Below are 15,324 nucleotides of genomic sequence, written 5' to 3' on the forward strand. Positions count from 1 at the left end.
GCGTTAAACGGAGCGATTCAAGTCTGCTGTGACGCAGCGGACTTGAGTTACCGAGCAGACGACATGAGATCTACAAACTACCCATGGAGTATGAAAAAGCTGCTTTCCCAGCAGCCAACGATGGGTCGTGTACTGGATCTCAGCGAAGAGAGCTATGGATTGCTGATGCGAATGGCGCCCGATCTTCAATCTTTGACCGGGGAGTATCGATCAAGATTGGGCGGGTCGATGGATCTCTACCTTGATGTAATCGAACAGACCCCCTACACAACACTGGTACACCTGACCTACTACTTCACCCATGTTGTGGGGGATTATCCCGATCCTGATGCCATGCTGAGGGTCTACCATGATTCGAGGCAGGTGGATGTGATCGATTTGCGTCAGTCCAGCTTGCCGCTCGATCGTTGGGGAATGAATCCAACCCTGGAGCAGCGCTGGAAAATCAATCTGTTTCTCTCAAAATGGCTTAGATACTGCGTAGAGCAAGGTCATTCCTTTCTTGTTAACAGCCGTAATCTGGCTGCCGAATTTCCGATGTCCCAGGTCGGTTAAGTACCGCTGCTGCCAGGTTCAGCAGGGTTTAAAGGACTGAATTTTACAACCTATAGTACTCGCCGTTACCACTTATTTGGGGTAAATTAGCCCACATAAGTCAGTTTGAGCGTGGATTTAAGGATAAATTTTCAATAGATATCTATATACCTAATTTATAAGGGTAAGAGGGATCTGCAGAGATGCAAAAATGATAAAAGTATTACTGGTTGATGATCACGAATTGATCAGGACCGGAGTTAAGGGGATTCTCGACAAGGCGGATGAGATAGAAGTTGCCGGGGAAGCCTCGACAGGTGAAGAAGCTATTGAGCTGGTGAGAAAAAACTCACCGGATGTGGTGCTGATGGATGTCAACATGCCTGGCATGGGGGGCATTGAAGCAACCCGCAGAGTTCTTCGTGTAAAACCGGATTTGAAGGTGATTGCATTGACTGTGCTCGATGACGACCCGTTCCCATCGAGACTTCATGAGGTCGGTGCCATGGGCTTTCTCACCAAAGGCTGTCCAGCGGATGAGATGATCCGGGCGATTCGCGCGGTATACAATGGGCACCACTATATTGCTTCCGATGTTGCCAGAAAACATACCCTGACCGAGTGGCAGGGACACGCTGACAACCCATTCAAAGCACTCTCTTCGAGAGAGACACAAGTCTTGCTGCAGATCCTGGAAGGACAGAAGAATCAGGAGATCTCCGATATCCTCTCCCTGAGTCCTAAAACAGTCAGTACTTATCGTCAGCGAATCTATGAAAAACTCGATATCAAGAACGATGTTGAGTTGACACGACTCGCCTACCGCCATGGTATTTTGATAGACAGCGATTAGTAACAGACCCTAGCCCTGGTCACCCTCGACACAGATTCTGTATCATGCAGCGAGCCATGCCCTGATCCGGCGGATCGGGTTGGCTCTGACCGTTACAGAAATCATGATGAGGTTGATTAGTTTTGAAGAGATTTACTGCCAAATGCCGTCGCTGTCCCAGGTTGGCAGAGTTCCTCGATCAGGTGGCTCAGGATTATCCTGACTATCATGCGGCGCCTGTTGCGCCATTTGGCGATGCTCAAGCCAAACTGCTGATTGTCGGTCTGGCGCCGGGCATGCATGGCGCCAATGCGACAGGCAGACCGTTTACCGGTGACCATGCCGGATTGCTGCTCTATCAGACACTCTACGACTATGGGTTTTCCAATCAGCCTGAATCGACAAGCCGTCGGGATGGACTTGAGCTCTATAACTGTCGCATCACCAATGCAGTCAAATGTTTACCACCGCAGAACAAGCCTTTGGGGGCAGAAGTCAATCAGTGTAATGACTTTCTTGTCCAGGAACTGTCAGCGATGCCATCTGAGAGCGTGGTGATCGCCCTGGGTTCGATTGCTCATAAAGCGGTGATCAAAGCACTGCAGTTGAGACAAAAAGATTATCCATTCGCCCATGCAATGGAGCATCAGATCAGTGATCAGCTAAACCTCATCGACTCCTACCATTGCAGTCGCTACAACACTCAGACACGACGTCTGACAGCAGCGATGTTTCAGCAGATTTTTCAACGGGCGGGAGAGCTTCTAAAATAGCTCGAAGAGTGGGTTTGCAGCACACTTCAGGGAATCCCTGCCCGCTGGAAAGTGGTGGAGGAGCGGGTCTCTCACCGTATCTCGATTCATGCTAAAGAATGGCCCTGGGAACCGGCCCGACTGGATGTTTCAACAAACGACTCAGTATTGACCTCATATGGCTCAGCAGCAATTCGATCATGCTAAATTTCTCAACACCCTGACCTCCAGGCCGGGGGTCTATCGGATGATCGGGAAACAGGAGAAGGTCCTCTATGTGGGTAAGGCGAAGAACCTCAAGAAACGGGTGTCCAGCTATTTTACCCGGAGCCTGAACCGGCGTATCCAGATCATGGTCTCGCAGATTATTGAGATTGAGATCATTGTTACCCATACCGAGGCAGAGGCGCTGATTCTTGAGAATCAGCTGATCAAATCGCTGAAGCCGAAATACAATATTCTGCTGAGGGATGATAAAAGCTACCCCTATATCCACCTTTCTTCGGATCAGGACTATCCAGCCCTCTCATTCAGGCGCGGTGCCCGCACGGGCAAAGGGCGTTATTTCGGTCCCTATCCCAGCGCCGGTTCAACCCGTGAAACCCTTCAGTTGCTGCAGAAACTGTTTCCGGTGAGGCAATGTGAGGAGAGTTTCTACCGTAACCGCTCCCGTGCCTGTTTGCAGTATCAGATAAAACGCTGCAGTGGTCCCTGTGTCGGTCTGGTCAGCGAGCAGGCTTATGCGCGGGATGTGGAACACGCGGTTATGTTTCTGGAGGGTAAGACCAACCTGGTTGTGGATGAGCTGGTGAAACAGATGGAATCGGCCTCGCAAAAGCTGGAATTTGAGCTGGCGGCCCGCTACCGGGACCAGATCAAAAGTCTGCAGCGTATCCAGGAGCGTCAGTATGTGAGTGGCGAGTCGGGTGATCTGGATATCGTGGCGATCGCAAAACGGGGCATCAGTGCCTGCATTCAGGTATTTTACATTCGATCAGGGCGTAATCTGGGAAACAAATCCTTCTATCCCACAGTGCCACAAGGGGACTCGGAGGAGAGTGTCTTGCGTGCTTTCATAACCCAGTACTACCTGGATAAGCCACTGCCCAACGAGATCATCATCAATACTGAGTTGGAAGAGCAGGCGCTGCTGGAGGCCGTCTTCACTGAGCAGGCCAAACGGCGGATTCGTATCGGCACCAAGGTGCGCGGTGAGCGGGCCAGGTGGTTGAAGATGGCGGCGGGCAATGCCAAGCTGGCCCTGCAGAGCCGTATCAATGCCCAATCGAACATGGACCAGAGGCTTCAGTCACTTCAGCAGGCCCTGGATCTGGCGGCGATTCCGGAGCGCATGGAGTGTTTTGATATCAGTCATACCCGGGGCGAGCTGACCGTGGGTTCCTGTGTGGTCTTCAACCAGGAGGGACCGCTGAAGTCGGATTACCGACGTTTCAATATCGAGGACATCACGCCGGGCGACGATTATGCCGCGATGGGGCAGGTACTGGAGCGCCGCTATCGCAGAGTGAAGAAGGGTGAGGTGCCCTTACCGGATCTGCTGTTTGTCGATGGGGGCAGGGGGCAGCTGGCTTCGGTCAACGACTGCTTACAGGGTTTAGGGGTGTCTGGCCTGATTCTGGTCGGCGTGGCGAAAGGGGCTGATCGAAAAGCCGGTATGGAGCAGCTGTTCTTGTTGGGGCGAAAGTCACCGATTATACTGCCAGCAGATTCACCGGCGCTCCATCTCATCCAGCAGATACGGGATGAGGCACATCGATTCGCCATTACAGCGCATCGTCAGCGCAGGCAAAAAAGCCGTAATCGTTCTGTGCTTGAGGATATTCCGGGTATTGGCGCCAAACGTCGACAACGTTTGATGAAGCAATTCGGTGGATTACAGGCACTCTCCAGGGCGGGCGTAGAGGATCTGGCCCGGGTGGAAGGAATCAGCAAAGGATTGGCGGAACAGATCTACCAGGCCTTGCATGACAAAACATAAAAACGACTGAGAACGAGATGTGGAACATTCCTAACATACTGACACTTCTAAGGATTGTGTTGATTCCTGTGTTTGTGTTGCTGTTCTATCTGCCGGTTGAGTGGGCCAGGCTCAGTTGTGCGCTTGTATTCTCTGTAGCGGCAGTGACCGATTGGCTTGACGGTTATCTTGCCAGACGATGGGGGCAGGTATCCCCGCTCGGAGCGTTCCTTGATCCGGTCGCGGACAAACTGATGGTGGCTGTCTCGCTGCTGCTGCTGGTGCAGGCCGAGCCGACGCCAGCGCTCGCCATTCCCGCTGCCGTTATCATCGGGCGGGAGATCACCATCTCCGCATTGCGTGAGTGGATGGCAGAACTGGGTGAGCGGGCCATGGTCGCAGTATCACTGATTGGTAAATTCAAAACTGCGGTACAGATGGTGGCGATTCTGTTATTGATATTCAGCGAGCCGTTGTGGGGCATTCCGATCTACACGGTTGGATTTGTGCTGCTCTATGTGGCGGCTATTCTGACCCTCTGGTCGATGGCGCTCTATATCAAAGCGGCCTGGCCGAGCCTGCTGGGTAAGCGGCAGGTCAGTGGCAGCCTGGAGAGCAGTAATATCTCTAACGTTGAGATTGATGGATCTACAGGACAGGTTAACGACTAAACTAATAGGTTAGAGGCGACAAAATGACTTCGCCTGGAGGCGGCCCTCGATGAGCGATGGGCCATGGCCTGAGAACCGTGCCATTTTTACACGCCTGAGTATCGGGATACTCATGGCCTGGTTGGTATACAGGATCTGATCTTGTAACGGGTAGAATCGGGTTCTTGTTAACAGAGCGTAAGACTGGGAAACGGGAGGTGACGGATGAATAAGAGAGTTCCACTCATAGGCCTACTGCTGACTGCATGGTTGATTACACCTGTTGATGCACAAGCATTTGACTACAGATCCGGATCCAGTCACAGGGCTCCACTGACTCAGGGGAGCAGTTTTCATACACAAAAATCGGTAAAGTTTCAGCGCTATCAGGATGAGCAGGGCTATCACCTGCGTATCCTGAGCCGGGGGTACGCACCGGAGTCCATTCAGGTTGAGGTCTCAGGGCCCTATCTGGTGGTGAAGAATCAAGAAGCGCACCGGGTCGAAAACCGAAACGAACGGGGTTACAGCTTTAGCAGCAGTTCCTCATCGATGAATCGTCGCTTCAGGCTGCCGGGTAATGCGGATGTATCCGGGATGAGTAGAAGCGAGGAGGATGGGGTGATCGTTATCACCGTGCCCTACCGGTATTAGTTTTTACTGAACTCTGTTGATCCTGGTCAGAGTGCCGGCACTGGCAGTGCAGCCAATCAGGCCAGGATAATGCTTTCATCGACGCAGAATTTTCCTGGGCCAGGCAAGATACATCGGTAGGCAGGTGTTGAGTCTGGCTGATGGGGATGATTGAGTGCGGGGACTGTATGGTGCCCGGGGCCGGAATCGAACCGGCACGACCCGAAGGTCGAGAGATTTTAAGTCTCTTGCGTCTACCAATTTCGCCACCCGGGCAGATTGGCGCTGATTGTGCAGATCTTAAATCAAAAGATGGAGGCTGAGCCCGGAATCGAACCGAGGTCCACGGCTTTGCAGGCCGCTGCATAACCACTCTGCCACTCAGCCATTATGATCGGAATTCTATCATCTATTCCTGATGAATCGAATCGGCACATAAAAAAGCCTCGGGGGTGCCGAGGCCTTCTAGAATTGGAGCGGGAAACGAGACTCGAACTCGCGACCCCAACCTTGGCAAGGTTGTGCTCTACCAACTGAGCTATTCCCGCTGCGTTCAGGAAGGGCGTATTCTAGCTTCTGCGGAGGATCTGTCAACCTTTTCTGAAAGATAATCTGCGATCAATCAGAGTTTGAGTTTCATGGCGGTGCTCAAGCTATGCTGCTTTTCAGCCGATAACCTGTACTAGGAATAGGGAGCGTTATAGAGGGTTGTACGAGTGATCAAACAGATCGAAGCCAGTGAGCTCAGGATAGGCATGTACGTGCATAAGTTTGAAGCCTCGTGGGTCGATCATCCATTCCTAAGAAATCAATTTAAAATCAAACAAATATCCGATATCAATAAAATCAGAAAATCGGGTATCAAGGCGATCTACATCGATACCGACAAGGGGTTGGATATCGTACAACAGCCAACCGTCGAGCCGCCTGCAGTAACAGACACAACAGAAGCTGTGGTGGATCGGAAGGCGAATGCCAGTGAACCGCAAAACTCAGTAGAGGAAGAGATCACGAAAGCAAACCAGGTGCGTCAGGAAGCGGGGCGGGTGATTACCGATATCATGGCGGATGCCCGGCTTGGAAAACAGATCGACACTGAGCGTGTTGCACCAGTGGTAGAGGATATGCTGGCTTCGATCTTCAGAAATCAGGACGCATTTCTCGGACTGACTCGGATTCGCCAGATGGATCAGTACACCTTTGAGCATTCGGTCAGTGTGTCAGCACTAATGATCGCCTTTGCGAAAAAACTCCAGCTTGATCAGTCCACCATCTGGGAGCTTGGTGTGGGGGGAATTCTGCATGATATTGGTAAATTGCAGGTACCCGACAAGATCCTCAACAAGCCTGGACGACTCACCGACTTGGAGTTCGATGTGATGCGCCGTCATGTGGGTTTTGGCTACAAATTGATCGATGAAGCTGACACCATACCGAAAAGGGGACGACAGGTAATATTGCAACATCACGAACGACTCAATGGCACCGGTTACCCTGGAAAACTCTCAGGTGCAGAGATCAGTCTCTACGGCAAAATGGCTGCAATTGTCGATGTCTACGATGCCATTACCTCAGACCGGGTCTACCACAAGGGCAAATTGCCCAGTTTGGTGTTACGTCAACTGGTTGAGTGGAGTGGTGAAGGTGTTTTTGATGCCGAACTGGTGCAGCGATTCATTCAGTGTGTCGGCATATACCCGGTAGGCAGCCTGGTGGCCCTGGAGAGCCAACGTTTGGCTGTGGTTATCGCATCATCGCAAAAAGCGCTGCTCAATCCGGTGCTGAAGGTGATTTACGACCTTCGCAAGCAGCAACGGATTCCCCCTGAAGTTCTGGATCTGACCGAATCCGCTCCAGGTTGTGGAGATCGAATCGTCAAATCGGTCACTCCCGAAGAGTACAATATCCGCATCGAGGATTTCCTGACTCATTGAGTGCTCCCAGCCGCCGCCAGAGAGCTGCTGCGGTTTACCGCAGCCAACTCTCGGGAGAGTCCTGGTCCGGCAAGATGCCTTGTGATTTACCAGTTTTCCTAGGGCCTGTTAACATTAATCCAATAGGCCCTAACTCTCCGCTTGGGCTATTTTATCTCCATATCACCGGATCGGATCGAATTCATGCAAGTCGCTTTTCATAGTCAGATAGATGACTTCAAAGCAGAAGAGTGGAATTGCCTGGTAAAGGATGACAATCCATTTCTCAGGCACGAATTTCTCTCGGCCCTTGAACACAATGGATGTGTGGGTGAGCGATTTGGCTGGCAACCGCAGCATCTCAGCGTGCGTGATCAGGGTAAACTGGTCGGTGTCTCACCCCTCTATATAAAAGACAACTCCTATGGGGAATTCGTGTTCGACCATGTCTGGGCCGATGCCTACAGGCGAAGTGGTTTGAACTACTACCCGAAACTGATCAGTGCGGCACCCTATACCCCGGCCTACGGCAATCGCCTGTTGGTTGAACCTGCGGTTGATAGCGAACAGGTACAGCGGGTGATGGTCGAAGCGACCCTGGGTCTGGTGAAGCAGTTAAAGCTCTCATCCATGCACTGGCTGTTCACAGCGCCTGAGGAGGGGGAGACCCTGAAGCGCCTGGGCATGCATGAACGGCTGGGGGTTCAGTTTCATTGGAGCAACCCGGGATACTCGGACTTTGACAGTTTTCTCTCCCAATTGACCGCCAAACGCCGTAAAAACATCCGTCATGAACGACGCAAAGTCGCTCAGGCGGGGATACGGTTTCGGTTGGTCAGCGGTGATCAGGTGAGTGAGTCCGAGTGGGCTCTGCTAACACATTTCTATAGCAAAACCTTTGAGGAGCGCTACAGCCTGCCCACATTGAATCAAGGCTTCTTTCAGGAGATTGGGGAAAAGATGGGTAAACAGGTGGTGCTTGTATTCGCCTACGATGGGTCCCGCTGTGTTGCGGGGGCCATTCTCTACCGCAGTAGATCCGTGCTCTACGGCCGTCACTGGGGAAGTCTGGAACACTATGATAGCCTCCATTTCGAAGCCTGCTATTACCAGGGAATTGGCTATGCAATCGAGCAGGGCCTGAAACGATTTGAGCCTGGTGCCCAGGGGGAACACAAGATCTGGCGGGGGTTCATGCCGACCCTGACCTACTCATATCACTGGATTGCCAATCCCGAATTCAACAGTGGAATTGAGCAATTTCTCCATCAAGAAGCTCCCGCATTGCTTGCCTACCATAAAAACCTCCTGGAAAGCTCCCCTTACAAAATGAAATAACAACAGTAACCACTTGATATAAAAGAATAAAAATAAATTTCACAATAAAATTGTTATTTTTTCGGAATAATTGTTGACTAAATTACTGTGTTACTTTAGTCTAAATACCGACTGGTTTACTAGGTAATAGAGTTCATACCTCTGGAGAAAATACAATGAGACTGTCAACAAAAGGTCGTTATGCGGTTACTGCGATGCTGGATCTGGCCCTCAATGGCAAAAAAGGTCCGGTGACACTTGCAGAGATATCTGAAAACCAGGGTATATCCCTCTCCTATCTGGAACAGCTGTTTGCTGCCCTCAGAAGCAAAGATCTGGTACGTGGCGTCAGAGGACCTGGCGGTGGCTACTATCTGGGTAAGAGTGCAGATGAGATCTCCATTGCCAATATCATCTGTGCGGTAGATGAGTGGGTGGAATTTACCCGCTGCGGGGGAAGACAGAACTGCAGTGGTGGTGCTCGTTGTCTGACCCATACCCTGTGGGACGACCTGAGCAGCGAGATTTTCAACTTTCTCGCAGACATCTCGCTGGGAGACCTGGTGAGGAGAAACCTGGGTAAAAAGGATGAGGAAGAGAGCAATCTGAGTGTGGTTGCGAACTCCAGCTCCCAGGCCGCATAAATACCTACCCCGGCGACAGAGAGTATCGCTCTCAGTCGTCGGGTTGATCTGTGGTTAATCTCTGCCACAGGCAGCATTCGACACCGCACAGTGGTTGTGGATATTCCTGATGATTCTGTCCTGGCAAATCCGAGCGTTATCAGATTCTGATTATGACTGGATAGCCAAATCGGCTATGATTGTACGTTTGATAATCTGACAAATTACGTGCAATCACTCAGATCCATTACCGATTTCATTCGTTGGACAGCCAGCCGTTTTTCCGAAACCGGGCTGTTCTTTGGGCATGGCACCGATAATGCCCTGGATGAGGCCGCGGCCCTGGTTCTGCATGCCCTCCATCTTCCTCCGGATCTTCCCCAATTCTGGTTCTCCAGTCGATTGACTGAGCAGGAGCGTGAACGGGTTATCGACCTGGTGACCCGGCGGATTGAACAGCGCATGCCGTTGCCCTATTTGACCGGAGAAGCCTGGTTTGCCGGCCTCTGCTTCCGGGTCAATGAGCAGGTACTGATCCCACGTTCCCCGATCGCCGAGCTGATCGAGAATGAGTTTGTTCCCTGGGTGGAACCCTCTCAGTTGCAGCGGGTGCTCGACCTCTGCTGCGGTAGCGGTTGCATCGGTATAGCAACCGCAGCTTATCTTCCCGACTGCCCGGTGGATCTGGCGGATATATCCCCAGCAGCCTTGACAGTCGCCAGTGAGAATGTCGCTCTGCATGGGCTCAATCAACAGGTCAACCTCTATGAATCCGACCTGTTTGATGGATTGCCAGGGGTAAAATATGACCTGATTCTCTCCAATCCCCCCTATGTCGGGGCCGTCGAGATGGCGGAGTTGCCGCCGGAGTATCTGCATGAGCCGAATATGGCGCTTGAAGCGAATGATCAGGGCCTGGAAATTGTCAAAAGGATATTGAATCAGGCACCTGACTACCTGACACCCGGTGGGGTGTTGGTAATGGAGGTGGGCAATAGCGCCGCCCTGTTAATGGAAATCTATCCCGAGGTACCGTTTGTCTGGCTCGATTTTGCCAGAGGCGGGGAAGGGGTGTTTCTGATCAGCGCTACGGACCTCTCCAGACACGCCGGGCAGTTTTAGCTCCATATCAGAGAAAAATGCAATGAGTCTGCAACGTGCAAGAAGCGCCGAAGAGTTTGTTGAATGGGTGAAACAGGCACTGTTTGAAGTCGGTGATCTCAGGGACTGTTATGATTATCAGATGGATGAGCTGGGAAGCTATCCATCATTCCTGGCGCCATTGGAGTCCGGTATCAAGGAGTTGCATCAGTCGATGTTGGATGGGGAGTATCACTTCGACCGGGAGGATCTCCCGTTCATGGGGCTGGTTGATCGTCATGGTGATGATATACCCTTTGCCATACTGCTGCGTCAGATCAACGAAACCCACCGCAAGGGAATCGATGCTGATTCAGAGTAGTATTAATCGAGGTATTGCATCGGCAATATCCTGGCTAGCGCAAATACACAATTAGAGAGATAGGTTATGGATCATTCGACACAATTCGACCTGGAACTGATCGGTAAATACAATCAGACCGGTCCGCGATATACCTCATATCCGACTGCCGTCCAGTTCGAAGAAAAATATGATGATGCCGAGTATCGTCGTATTGCCCAGCAGAGCAATGCCAGCGGCAGCCCTTTGTCTCTCTATTTCCACATACCTTTCTGCGACACCGTCTGCTTCTACTGTGCCTGCAATAAAGTGGCGACCAAAGACCGCACTATGGCCGCAGGCTATCTGGCCCGGGTTCATGAAGAGTTGCGTATGCAGTCAGAGCTGTTCGACGACTCCAGAGTGGTGACCCAGCTTCACTGGGGCGGTGGAACCCCGACCTTCATCAGTCATGATGAGATGCGGCAATTGATGAACAAGACCCGGGAGTCTTTCACCCTGCTGGATGATGACAGCGGTGAATACTCCATTGAGATCGATCCCAGAGAAGCTAAAGGGGATACCATTAAGCTGTTACGCGAGCTGGGTTTCAATCGGATGAGCCTGGGGGTGCAGGATTTCGATGCCAATGTCCAGAAGGCGGTCAATCGATTGCAGAGCAAGCAGGAGACCCTGCAGGTGCTGCAGGCTGCCAGGGATGAGGGATTTCGTTCCACCAGTATCGATCTCATCTACGGTCTGCCCCATCAGAGTCTGAACAGCTTTTCTGCAACCCTGGATGAGATTCTTGAGGTGGATCCGGATCGGCTGTCGGTATTCAACTACGCCCATCTACCGGAACGCTTTAAACCGCAACGGCGCATCAATGCCGATGAGTTGCCAGCGCCGCAGGAGAAACTCGACATTTTGCAGATGACCATCGATAAGCTGTCGGATGCCGGTTATATCTATGTCGGCATGGATCACTTTGCCAAACCGGATGATGAGTTGGTGAAAGCTCAGGAGGATGGCACTCTGTATCGAAACTTTCAGGGTTACTCGACCCATGCGGACTGCGATCTGATCGGATTGGGTGCAACTTCCATCGGTATGGTCGGGCCTAGTTATGCGCAGAACATGCGTAGCCTGGATGAATACTATGAGCGTATCGACGCAGGAAGACTGGCGGTATTTCGTGGTGTGACGTTGACCCGGGATGACCTGATCCGGCGCGATGTAATCACTCGTTTGATCTGCCACTACACCCTCAATATTGGGGATGTGGAGGCCAGCTGGGAGATCGATTTCAGAGACTATTTCGCGGAAGAACTGGAGCGCCTGCAGGAGATGGTGGAGGATGGTCTGATCAGCATCGAGGATGGGGCCATCAACGTGCTACCCAGAGGGCGTCTGTTGATTCGCAACATCTGTATGCAGTTCGATATCTACCTGAACAGCAAGGCCTCTCAGGGCAGTTTTTCCAAAGTAATCTGATCCGTCGACGCGGCTATCAGCCGATTCTTATTGTACTGGGGTCAACGCCTGGATTGCTTTGCGGTTTCCCTGGGCGGCGGCCTGCTGAACCCAGTGCATCGCCTGGCGTTCATTCTTTTCGACTCCCATACCATGATAGAAGAGGTAGCCCAGGGCGTATTGCGCCTTGTCATTACCGGCAGCTGCGAGGGGAAACAGCAGTTGAAAGACCCTCTTATACTCTTTGGCGTTGTAGGCCTTGTGAGCTTCAGTCAGGATAAGCGCCGTTTCATCCACTGAAGGATCCGGGGAGGTTGCACAACCACTCAGAATGGCTAAACAGAGCGCAATGATGAGTGGCAGTGTGCGTATTGGTTTGCTAGGAAATTCCATAGAGTCAGGCTACCAATTGGTTAAGATCGAAAATAGGCAGCAGTATAGCCAGTACGATGACCAGCACAATACCACCCATGACCAGGATGAGTATAGGTTCGAACAGTCCCTGAATCGTGGAGACCAGGGTTTCTATCTCTCGCTCCTGGATATCGGCGGAACGCTCCAGCATACCTTCCAGGTTGCCACTCGATTCACCGCTGGCGAGCAGACTGAGGGTCATCGGCGGGAAGTATCCGGTTTTGTCCAGGGCCTGATAGAGACTGGCCCCTTCACGAACCCTTAAAGTGGCTTCCTCGACGGCGCTGCGCATCGGCAGATTGGTCAGGACCTGGGAAGCGATGCGCATCGAATCGAGAATCGGCACGCTGCTTGCGGCCATGATGCTCAGGGTTCTGGAGAAACGGGCCGCATTCGCGGTCCGCACGAGACGCCCCACCAGGGGGATGCGCAGCAGGGTGCGATGCCACCAGCGCTTGGGGCCGGGTTTCTTCAGCAGATAGCTGAAAAACAGACCGAGCGCCAGCAGCGTCACGAAGATCGGAACCCCGTAGCTGCGCAAGGTGTCACTGGTGGACATCAATGCCTGGGTAATCCAGGGGAGTTCGGCGGACATGGATTCGAACACCCGGGTGACCTGGGGTACGATATAGGTCAGCAGACCGCCGACAATCAGCAGAGAGACGATGGTCAGCAGTGCCGGGTAGAAGAGGGCGAAGATGGTCTTCTGACGCATCTGCTGGCGCTGCTCGGTGTAGTCCGCCAGTCTCTCCAAGACCACTTCAAGATGGCCGGACTCCTCCCCTGAGGAGACGGTCTGGATATAGACTTCCGGGAAGGTTTTGGGAAACTCCTTGAGGCCGTCCGCCAGGGTTCTGCCTTCCAGGACCTTGGCCCTTACGGCCAGCAGGGTACGCTCCACATGACGTTTGTCCGTTTGCTGGGCGGTGGTTTTCAGGACATGCTCAAGGGGGAGTCCTGAGCGTAGCAGGGTGGCCATCTGGCGGGTGATCAGAGCCAGTTCCATGGCATTGATCTGACGCTGAAACAGCTTGCTCTTGCTCTGTGTGGCGGTGCCGCTTGCGGAATCGATAGAGAGGGGGGTCAGCCCCGATTCCCGCAGTTGCTGGCGTACCTGTCTTGGGCTGTCACCCTCAAGAACACCACGCTTCTCCTTACCGCTCGGATCGAGTGCTACATATTCAAAGGCATCCAAGGCGGGCTATCCTTCCTGGGTCACACGGATGATCTCATCGATGGTGGTATCACCATCGAGAACCCGCTTCATGCCATCCTGGCGAATGCTGTCGGTGAAGTTCCTGGCGTGTTCCAGCATCTCCATCTCACCGCTGCCCTTGTGAATCATGTTGCGCAGGCTCTCGTCGATGGTGATCAGCTCATAGATGCCGGTTCTGCCCGCATAGCCGTGGTTATGACACTTTTCACACCCTTTGGCGGAGTAGATCGTGACTGACTCACTGCTTGGTTGCTCCATCAGTTCCAGCTCCTGCTGGCTGGCGCTGTAGGGCTCCTTACAGTGAGGGCATAGAGTGCGTACCAGACGCTGGGCCAGTACACCGATCAAACTGGAGGAGAGCAGGAACGGTTCCACTCCCATATCCCTGAGGCGGGAGATGCTGCCGATTGCCGTGTTGGTATGCAGGCTCGACATCACCATATGACCGGTCAAACTGGCCTGTACCGCAATTTGTGCGGTTTCCAGGTCACGAATCTCACCAACCATCACCACATCCGGATCCTGGCGGAGAATCGCCCTTAGGCCGCGGGCAAAGGTGAGATCAACCTTGTTGTTCACCTGGGTCTGTCCAATGCCGTCGAGATAATACTCGATCGGATCTTCCACGGTGACGATGTTACGGCTCTGGGTATTGAGTCGGCTCAAAGCGGCATACAGGGTGGTTGTTTTACCCGAGCCGGTGGGGCCGGTGACCAGAAAGATGCCGTGAGGACGCCGAATCACGCCGGGATCGACCTGTTCCAGCAGATCTCTGGCCATGCCCAGGTGTTCCAGATCGAGCCGGCCCGCCTGTTTGTCGAGTAGACGCAATACCACCCGTTCGCCATAGCTGCAGGGTAGGGTTGAGACACGCACATCCACTGGGCGGTTCCCTACTTTCAAAGAGATCCGGCCATCCTGGGGAATGCGTTTTTCAGCGATATCGAGCTGCGCCATGACCTTGATGCGGGAAACCAGGAAAGAAGAGACATTGCGAGGAGGCGAGAGGACTTCACGCAATACCCCGTCGACCCGGAAGCGCACCACCAGGCGGTTTTCATAGGGTTCGATATGGATATCTGAAGCCTGCTCTTTGATCGCCTCGGTAAACAGGGCATTGATCAATCGGATAATAGGAGCATCATCGTCACTGCCCAGCAGATCTTCCGGCTGGTTGAGCGCCTGGGCGGCATGATCGAGATCCATATCATCGCCCATGGTCTCCATGATCTGGCTCGATTGTTTGGAGCCCGACTCATAGATCAGCGAGAGCTGTCTCTCCAGACTCTCCTCATCGATCTGTTTGAAGACCAGGGGTTGACCATAGAGCCGGCGAATTTCATTCAGTACTAAAATCGAAACTCCGGGTTTGTAGAATAATTCGTACTCACCTGTCTGATCGTTTTGCACCACCACAGCGCCATGCCGCCTTGCGTAAGCATAAGGCAGCTGACTCGGCTCCTGAGGTGGCAGGCTTTCCGGATCTTCGGAAAGCAGTTCGGACACCGGATTCAATGCGTCCTGTAGTGGATTTGAGGTTGTCGTGTCAGACATGGCTTACGCTACCGG

At 52.7% G+C, this 15,324-nt stretch carries 15 protein-coding genes and 3 tRNA genes; 12 read left to right on the plus strand and 6 right to left on the minus strand.

Annotated features, from left to right (window positions below):
- Positions 1-63: 63 nt before the first annotated feature.
- From AC4IE8_RS21575 to AC4IE8_RS21600, 6 genes are all read left to right on the plus strand, one after another.
- Complete coding sequence (locus tag AC4IE8_RS21575) at positions 64-555, plus strand: DUF1249 domain-containing protein (protein WP_490792023.1); 492 nt, start codon at positions 64-66, stop codon at positions 553-555.
- Between the two features lie 190 nt (positions 556-745).
- Positions 746-1,387, plus strand: coding sequence for a UvrY/SirA/GacA family response regulator transcription factor (gene uvrY, locus AC4IE8_RS21580; RefSeq protein WP_068994024.1), 642 nt, complete (start codon positions 746-748; stop codon positions 1,385-1,387).
- Between the two features lie 122 nt (positions 1,388-1,509).
- Positions 1,510-2,139, plus strand: coding sequence for a uracil-DNA glycosylase (locus AC4IE8_RS21585; RefSeq protein ID WP_068994022.1), 630 nt, complete (start codon positions 1,510-1,512; stop codon positions 2,137-2,139).
- A gap of 157 nt (positions 2,140-2,296) precedes the next feature.
- A complete protein-coding gene (gene uvrC / locus AC4IE8_RS21590; protein ID WP_490792024.1) occupies positions 2,297-4,117 on the plus strand; it encodes an excinuclease ABC subunit UvrC in 1,821 nt (606 codons plus the stop codon).
- A 17-nt stretch (positions 4,118-4,134) separates the two neighbouring features.
- Positions 4,135-4,767, plus strand: coding sequence for a CDP-diacylglycerol--glycerol-3-phosphate 3-phosphatidyltransferase (gene pgsA / locus AC4IE8_RS21595; protein ID WP_068994013.1), 633 nt, complete (start codon positions 4,135-4,137; stop codon positions 4,765-4,767).
- Between the two features lie 204 nt (positions 4,768-4,971).
- Positions 4,972-5,400: an Hsp20 family protein gene (locus AC4IE8_RS21600; protein ID WP_068994009.1), complete on the plus strand. Its 429-nt coding sequence runs from the start codon at positions 4,972-4,974 to the stop codon at positions 5,398-5,400.
- A 168-nt stretch (positions 5,401-5,568) separates the two neighbouring features.
- On the opposite strand, the gene AC4IE8_RS21605 is transcribed toward AC4IE8_RS21600, so the two are convergent.
- From AC4IE8_RS21605 to AC4IE8_RS21615, 3 genes are all read right to left on the minus strand, one after another.
- A tRNA-Leu gene (locus AC4IE8_RS21605) sits at positions 5,569-5,655 on the minus strand.
- Positions 5,656-5,692: 37 nt separating this feature from the next.
- Positions 5,693-5,766: transfer RNA gene (locus tag AC4IE8_RS21610), tRNA-Cys, on the minus strand.
- Positions 5,767-5,851: 85 nt separating this feature from the next.
- Positions 5,852-5,927, minus strand: a tRNA-Gly gene (locus AC4IE8_RS21615).
- A 168-nt stretch (positions 5,928-6,095) separates the two neighbouring features.
- On the opposite strand from AC4IE8_RS21615, the gene AC4IE8_RS21620 reads away from it, so the two are divergent.
- The 6 genes from AC4IE8_RS21620 (at position 6,096) to hemN (ending at position 12,146) form a co-directional block, all read left to right on the plus strand.
- On the plus strand, positions 6,096-7,313 hold the full coding sequence (locus tag AC4IE8_RS21620; protein WP_490792025.1) for a cyclic di-GMP phosphodiesterase: 1,218 nt from the start codon (positions 6,096-6,098) through the stop codon (positions 7,311-7,313).
- 183 nt (positions 7,314-7,496) lie between these two features.
- Positions 7,497-8,630, plus strand: a complete 1,134-nt coding sequence (locus AC4IE8_RS21625) for a GNAT family N-acetyltransferase (protein WP_490792026.1) — start codon at positions 7,497-7,499, stop codon at positions 8,628-8,630.
- Positions 8,631-8,785: 155 nt separating this feature from the next.
- Entirely contained in the window at positions 8,786-9,253 is a 468-nt protein-coding gene (locus tag AC4IE8_RS21630; RefSeq protein ID WP_490792027.1) for an Rrf2 family transcriptional regulator, read from the plus strand.
- A 207-nt stretch (positions 9,254-9,460) separates the two neighbouring features.
- Positions 9,461-10,354, plus strand: coding sequence for a 50S ribosomal protein L3 N(5)-glutamine methyltransferase (gene prmB, locus AC4IE8_RS21635; RefSeq protein WP_068993996.1), 894 nt, complete (start codon positions 9,461-9,463; stop codon positions 10,352-10,354).
- A 22-nt stretch (positions 10,355-10,376) separates the two neighbouring features.
- Complete coding sequence (locus AC4IE8_RS21640; protein WP_068993992.1) at positions 10,377-10,694, plus strand: general secretion pathway protein GspF; 318 nt, start codon at positions 10,377-10,379, stop codon at positions 10,692-10,694.
- A 66-nt stretch (positions 10,695-10,760) separates the two neighbouring features.
- Entirely contained in the window at positions 10,761-12,146 is a 1,386-nt protein-coding gene (gene hemN, locus AC4IE8_RS21645) for an oxygen-independent coproporphyrinogen III oxidase (RefSeq protein ID WP_068993990.1), read from the plus strand.
- Between the two features lie 27 nt (positions 12,147-12,173).
- On the opposite strand, the gene AC4IE8_RS21650 is transcribed toward hemN, so the two are convergent.
- Genes AC4IE8_RS21650 through gspE form a run of 3 tightly spaced genes read right to left on the minus strand, consistent with a single transcriptional unit; the run spans position 12,174 to position 15,309 of the window.
- Positions 12,174-12,518, minus strand: a complete 345-nt coding sequence (locus AC4IE8_RS21650) for an SEL1-like repeat protein (RefSeq protein ID WP_068993987.1) — start codon at positions 12,516-12,518, stop codon at positions 12,174-12,176.
- Between the two features lie 4 nt (positions 12,519-12,522).
- Positions 12,523-13,734 carry a type II secretion system inner membrane protein GspF gene (gspF, locus tag AC4IE8_RS21655; protein WP_490792028.1) on the minus strand — a complete coding sequence of 404 codons (1,212 nt, stop codon included), beginning with the start codon at positions 13,732-13,734 and terminating at the stop codon, positions 12,523-12,525.
- Positions 13,735-13,740: 6 nt separating this feature from the next.
- A complete protein-coding gene (gene gspE, locus AC4IE8_RS21660; protein WP_490792029.1) occupies positions 13,741-15,309 on the minus strand; it encodes a type II secretion system ATPase GspE in 1,569 nt (522 codons plus the stop codon).
- Positions 15,310-15,324 lie beyond the last annotated feature (15 nt).

The organism is Candidatus Thiodiazotropha sp. AKAK2 (assembly GCF_058244685.1).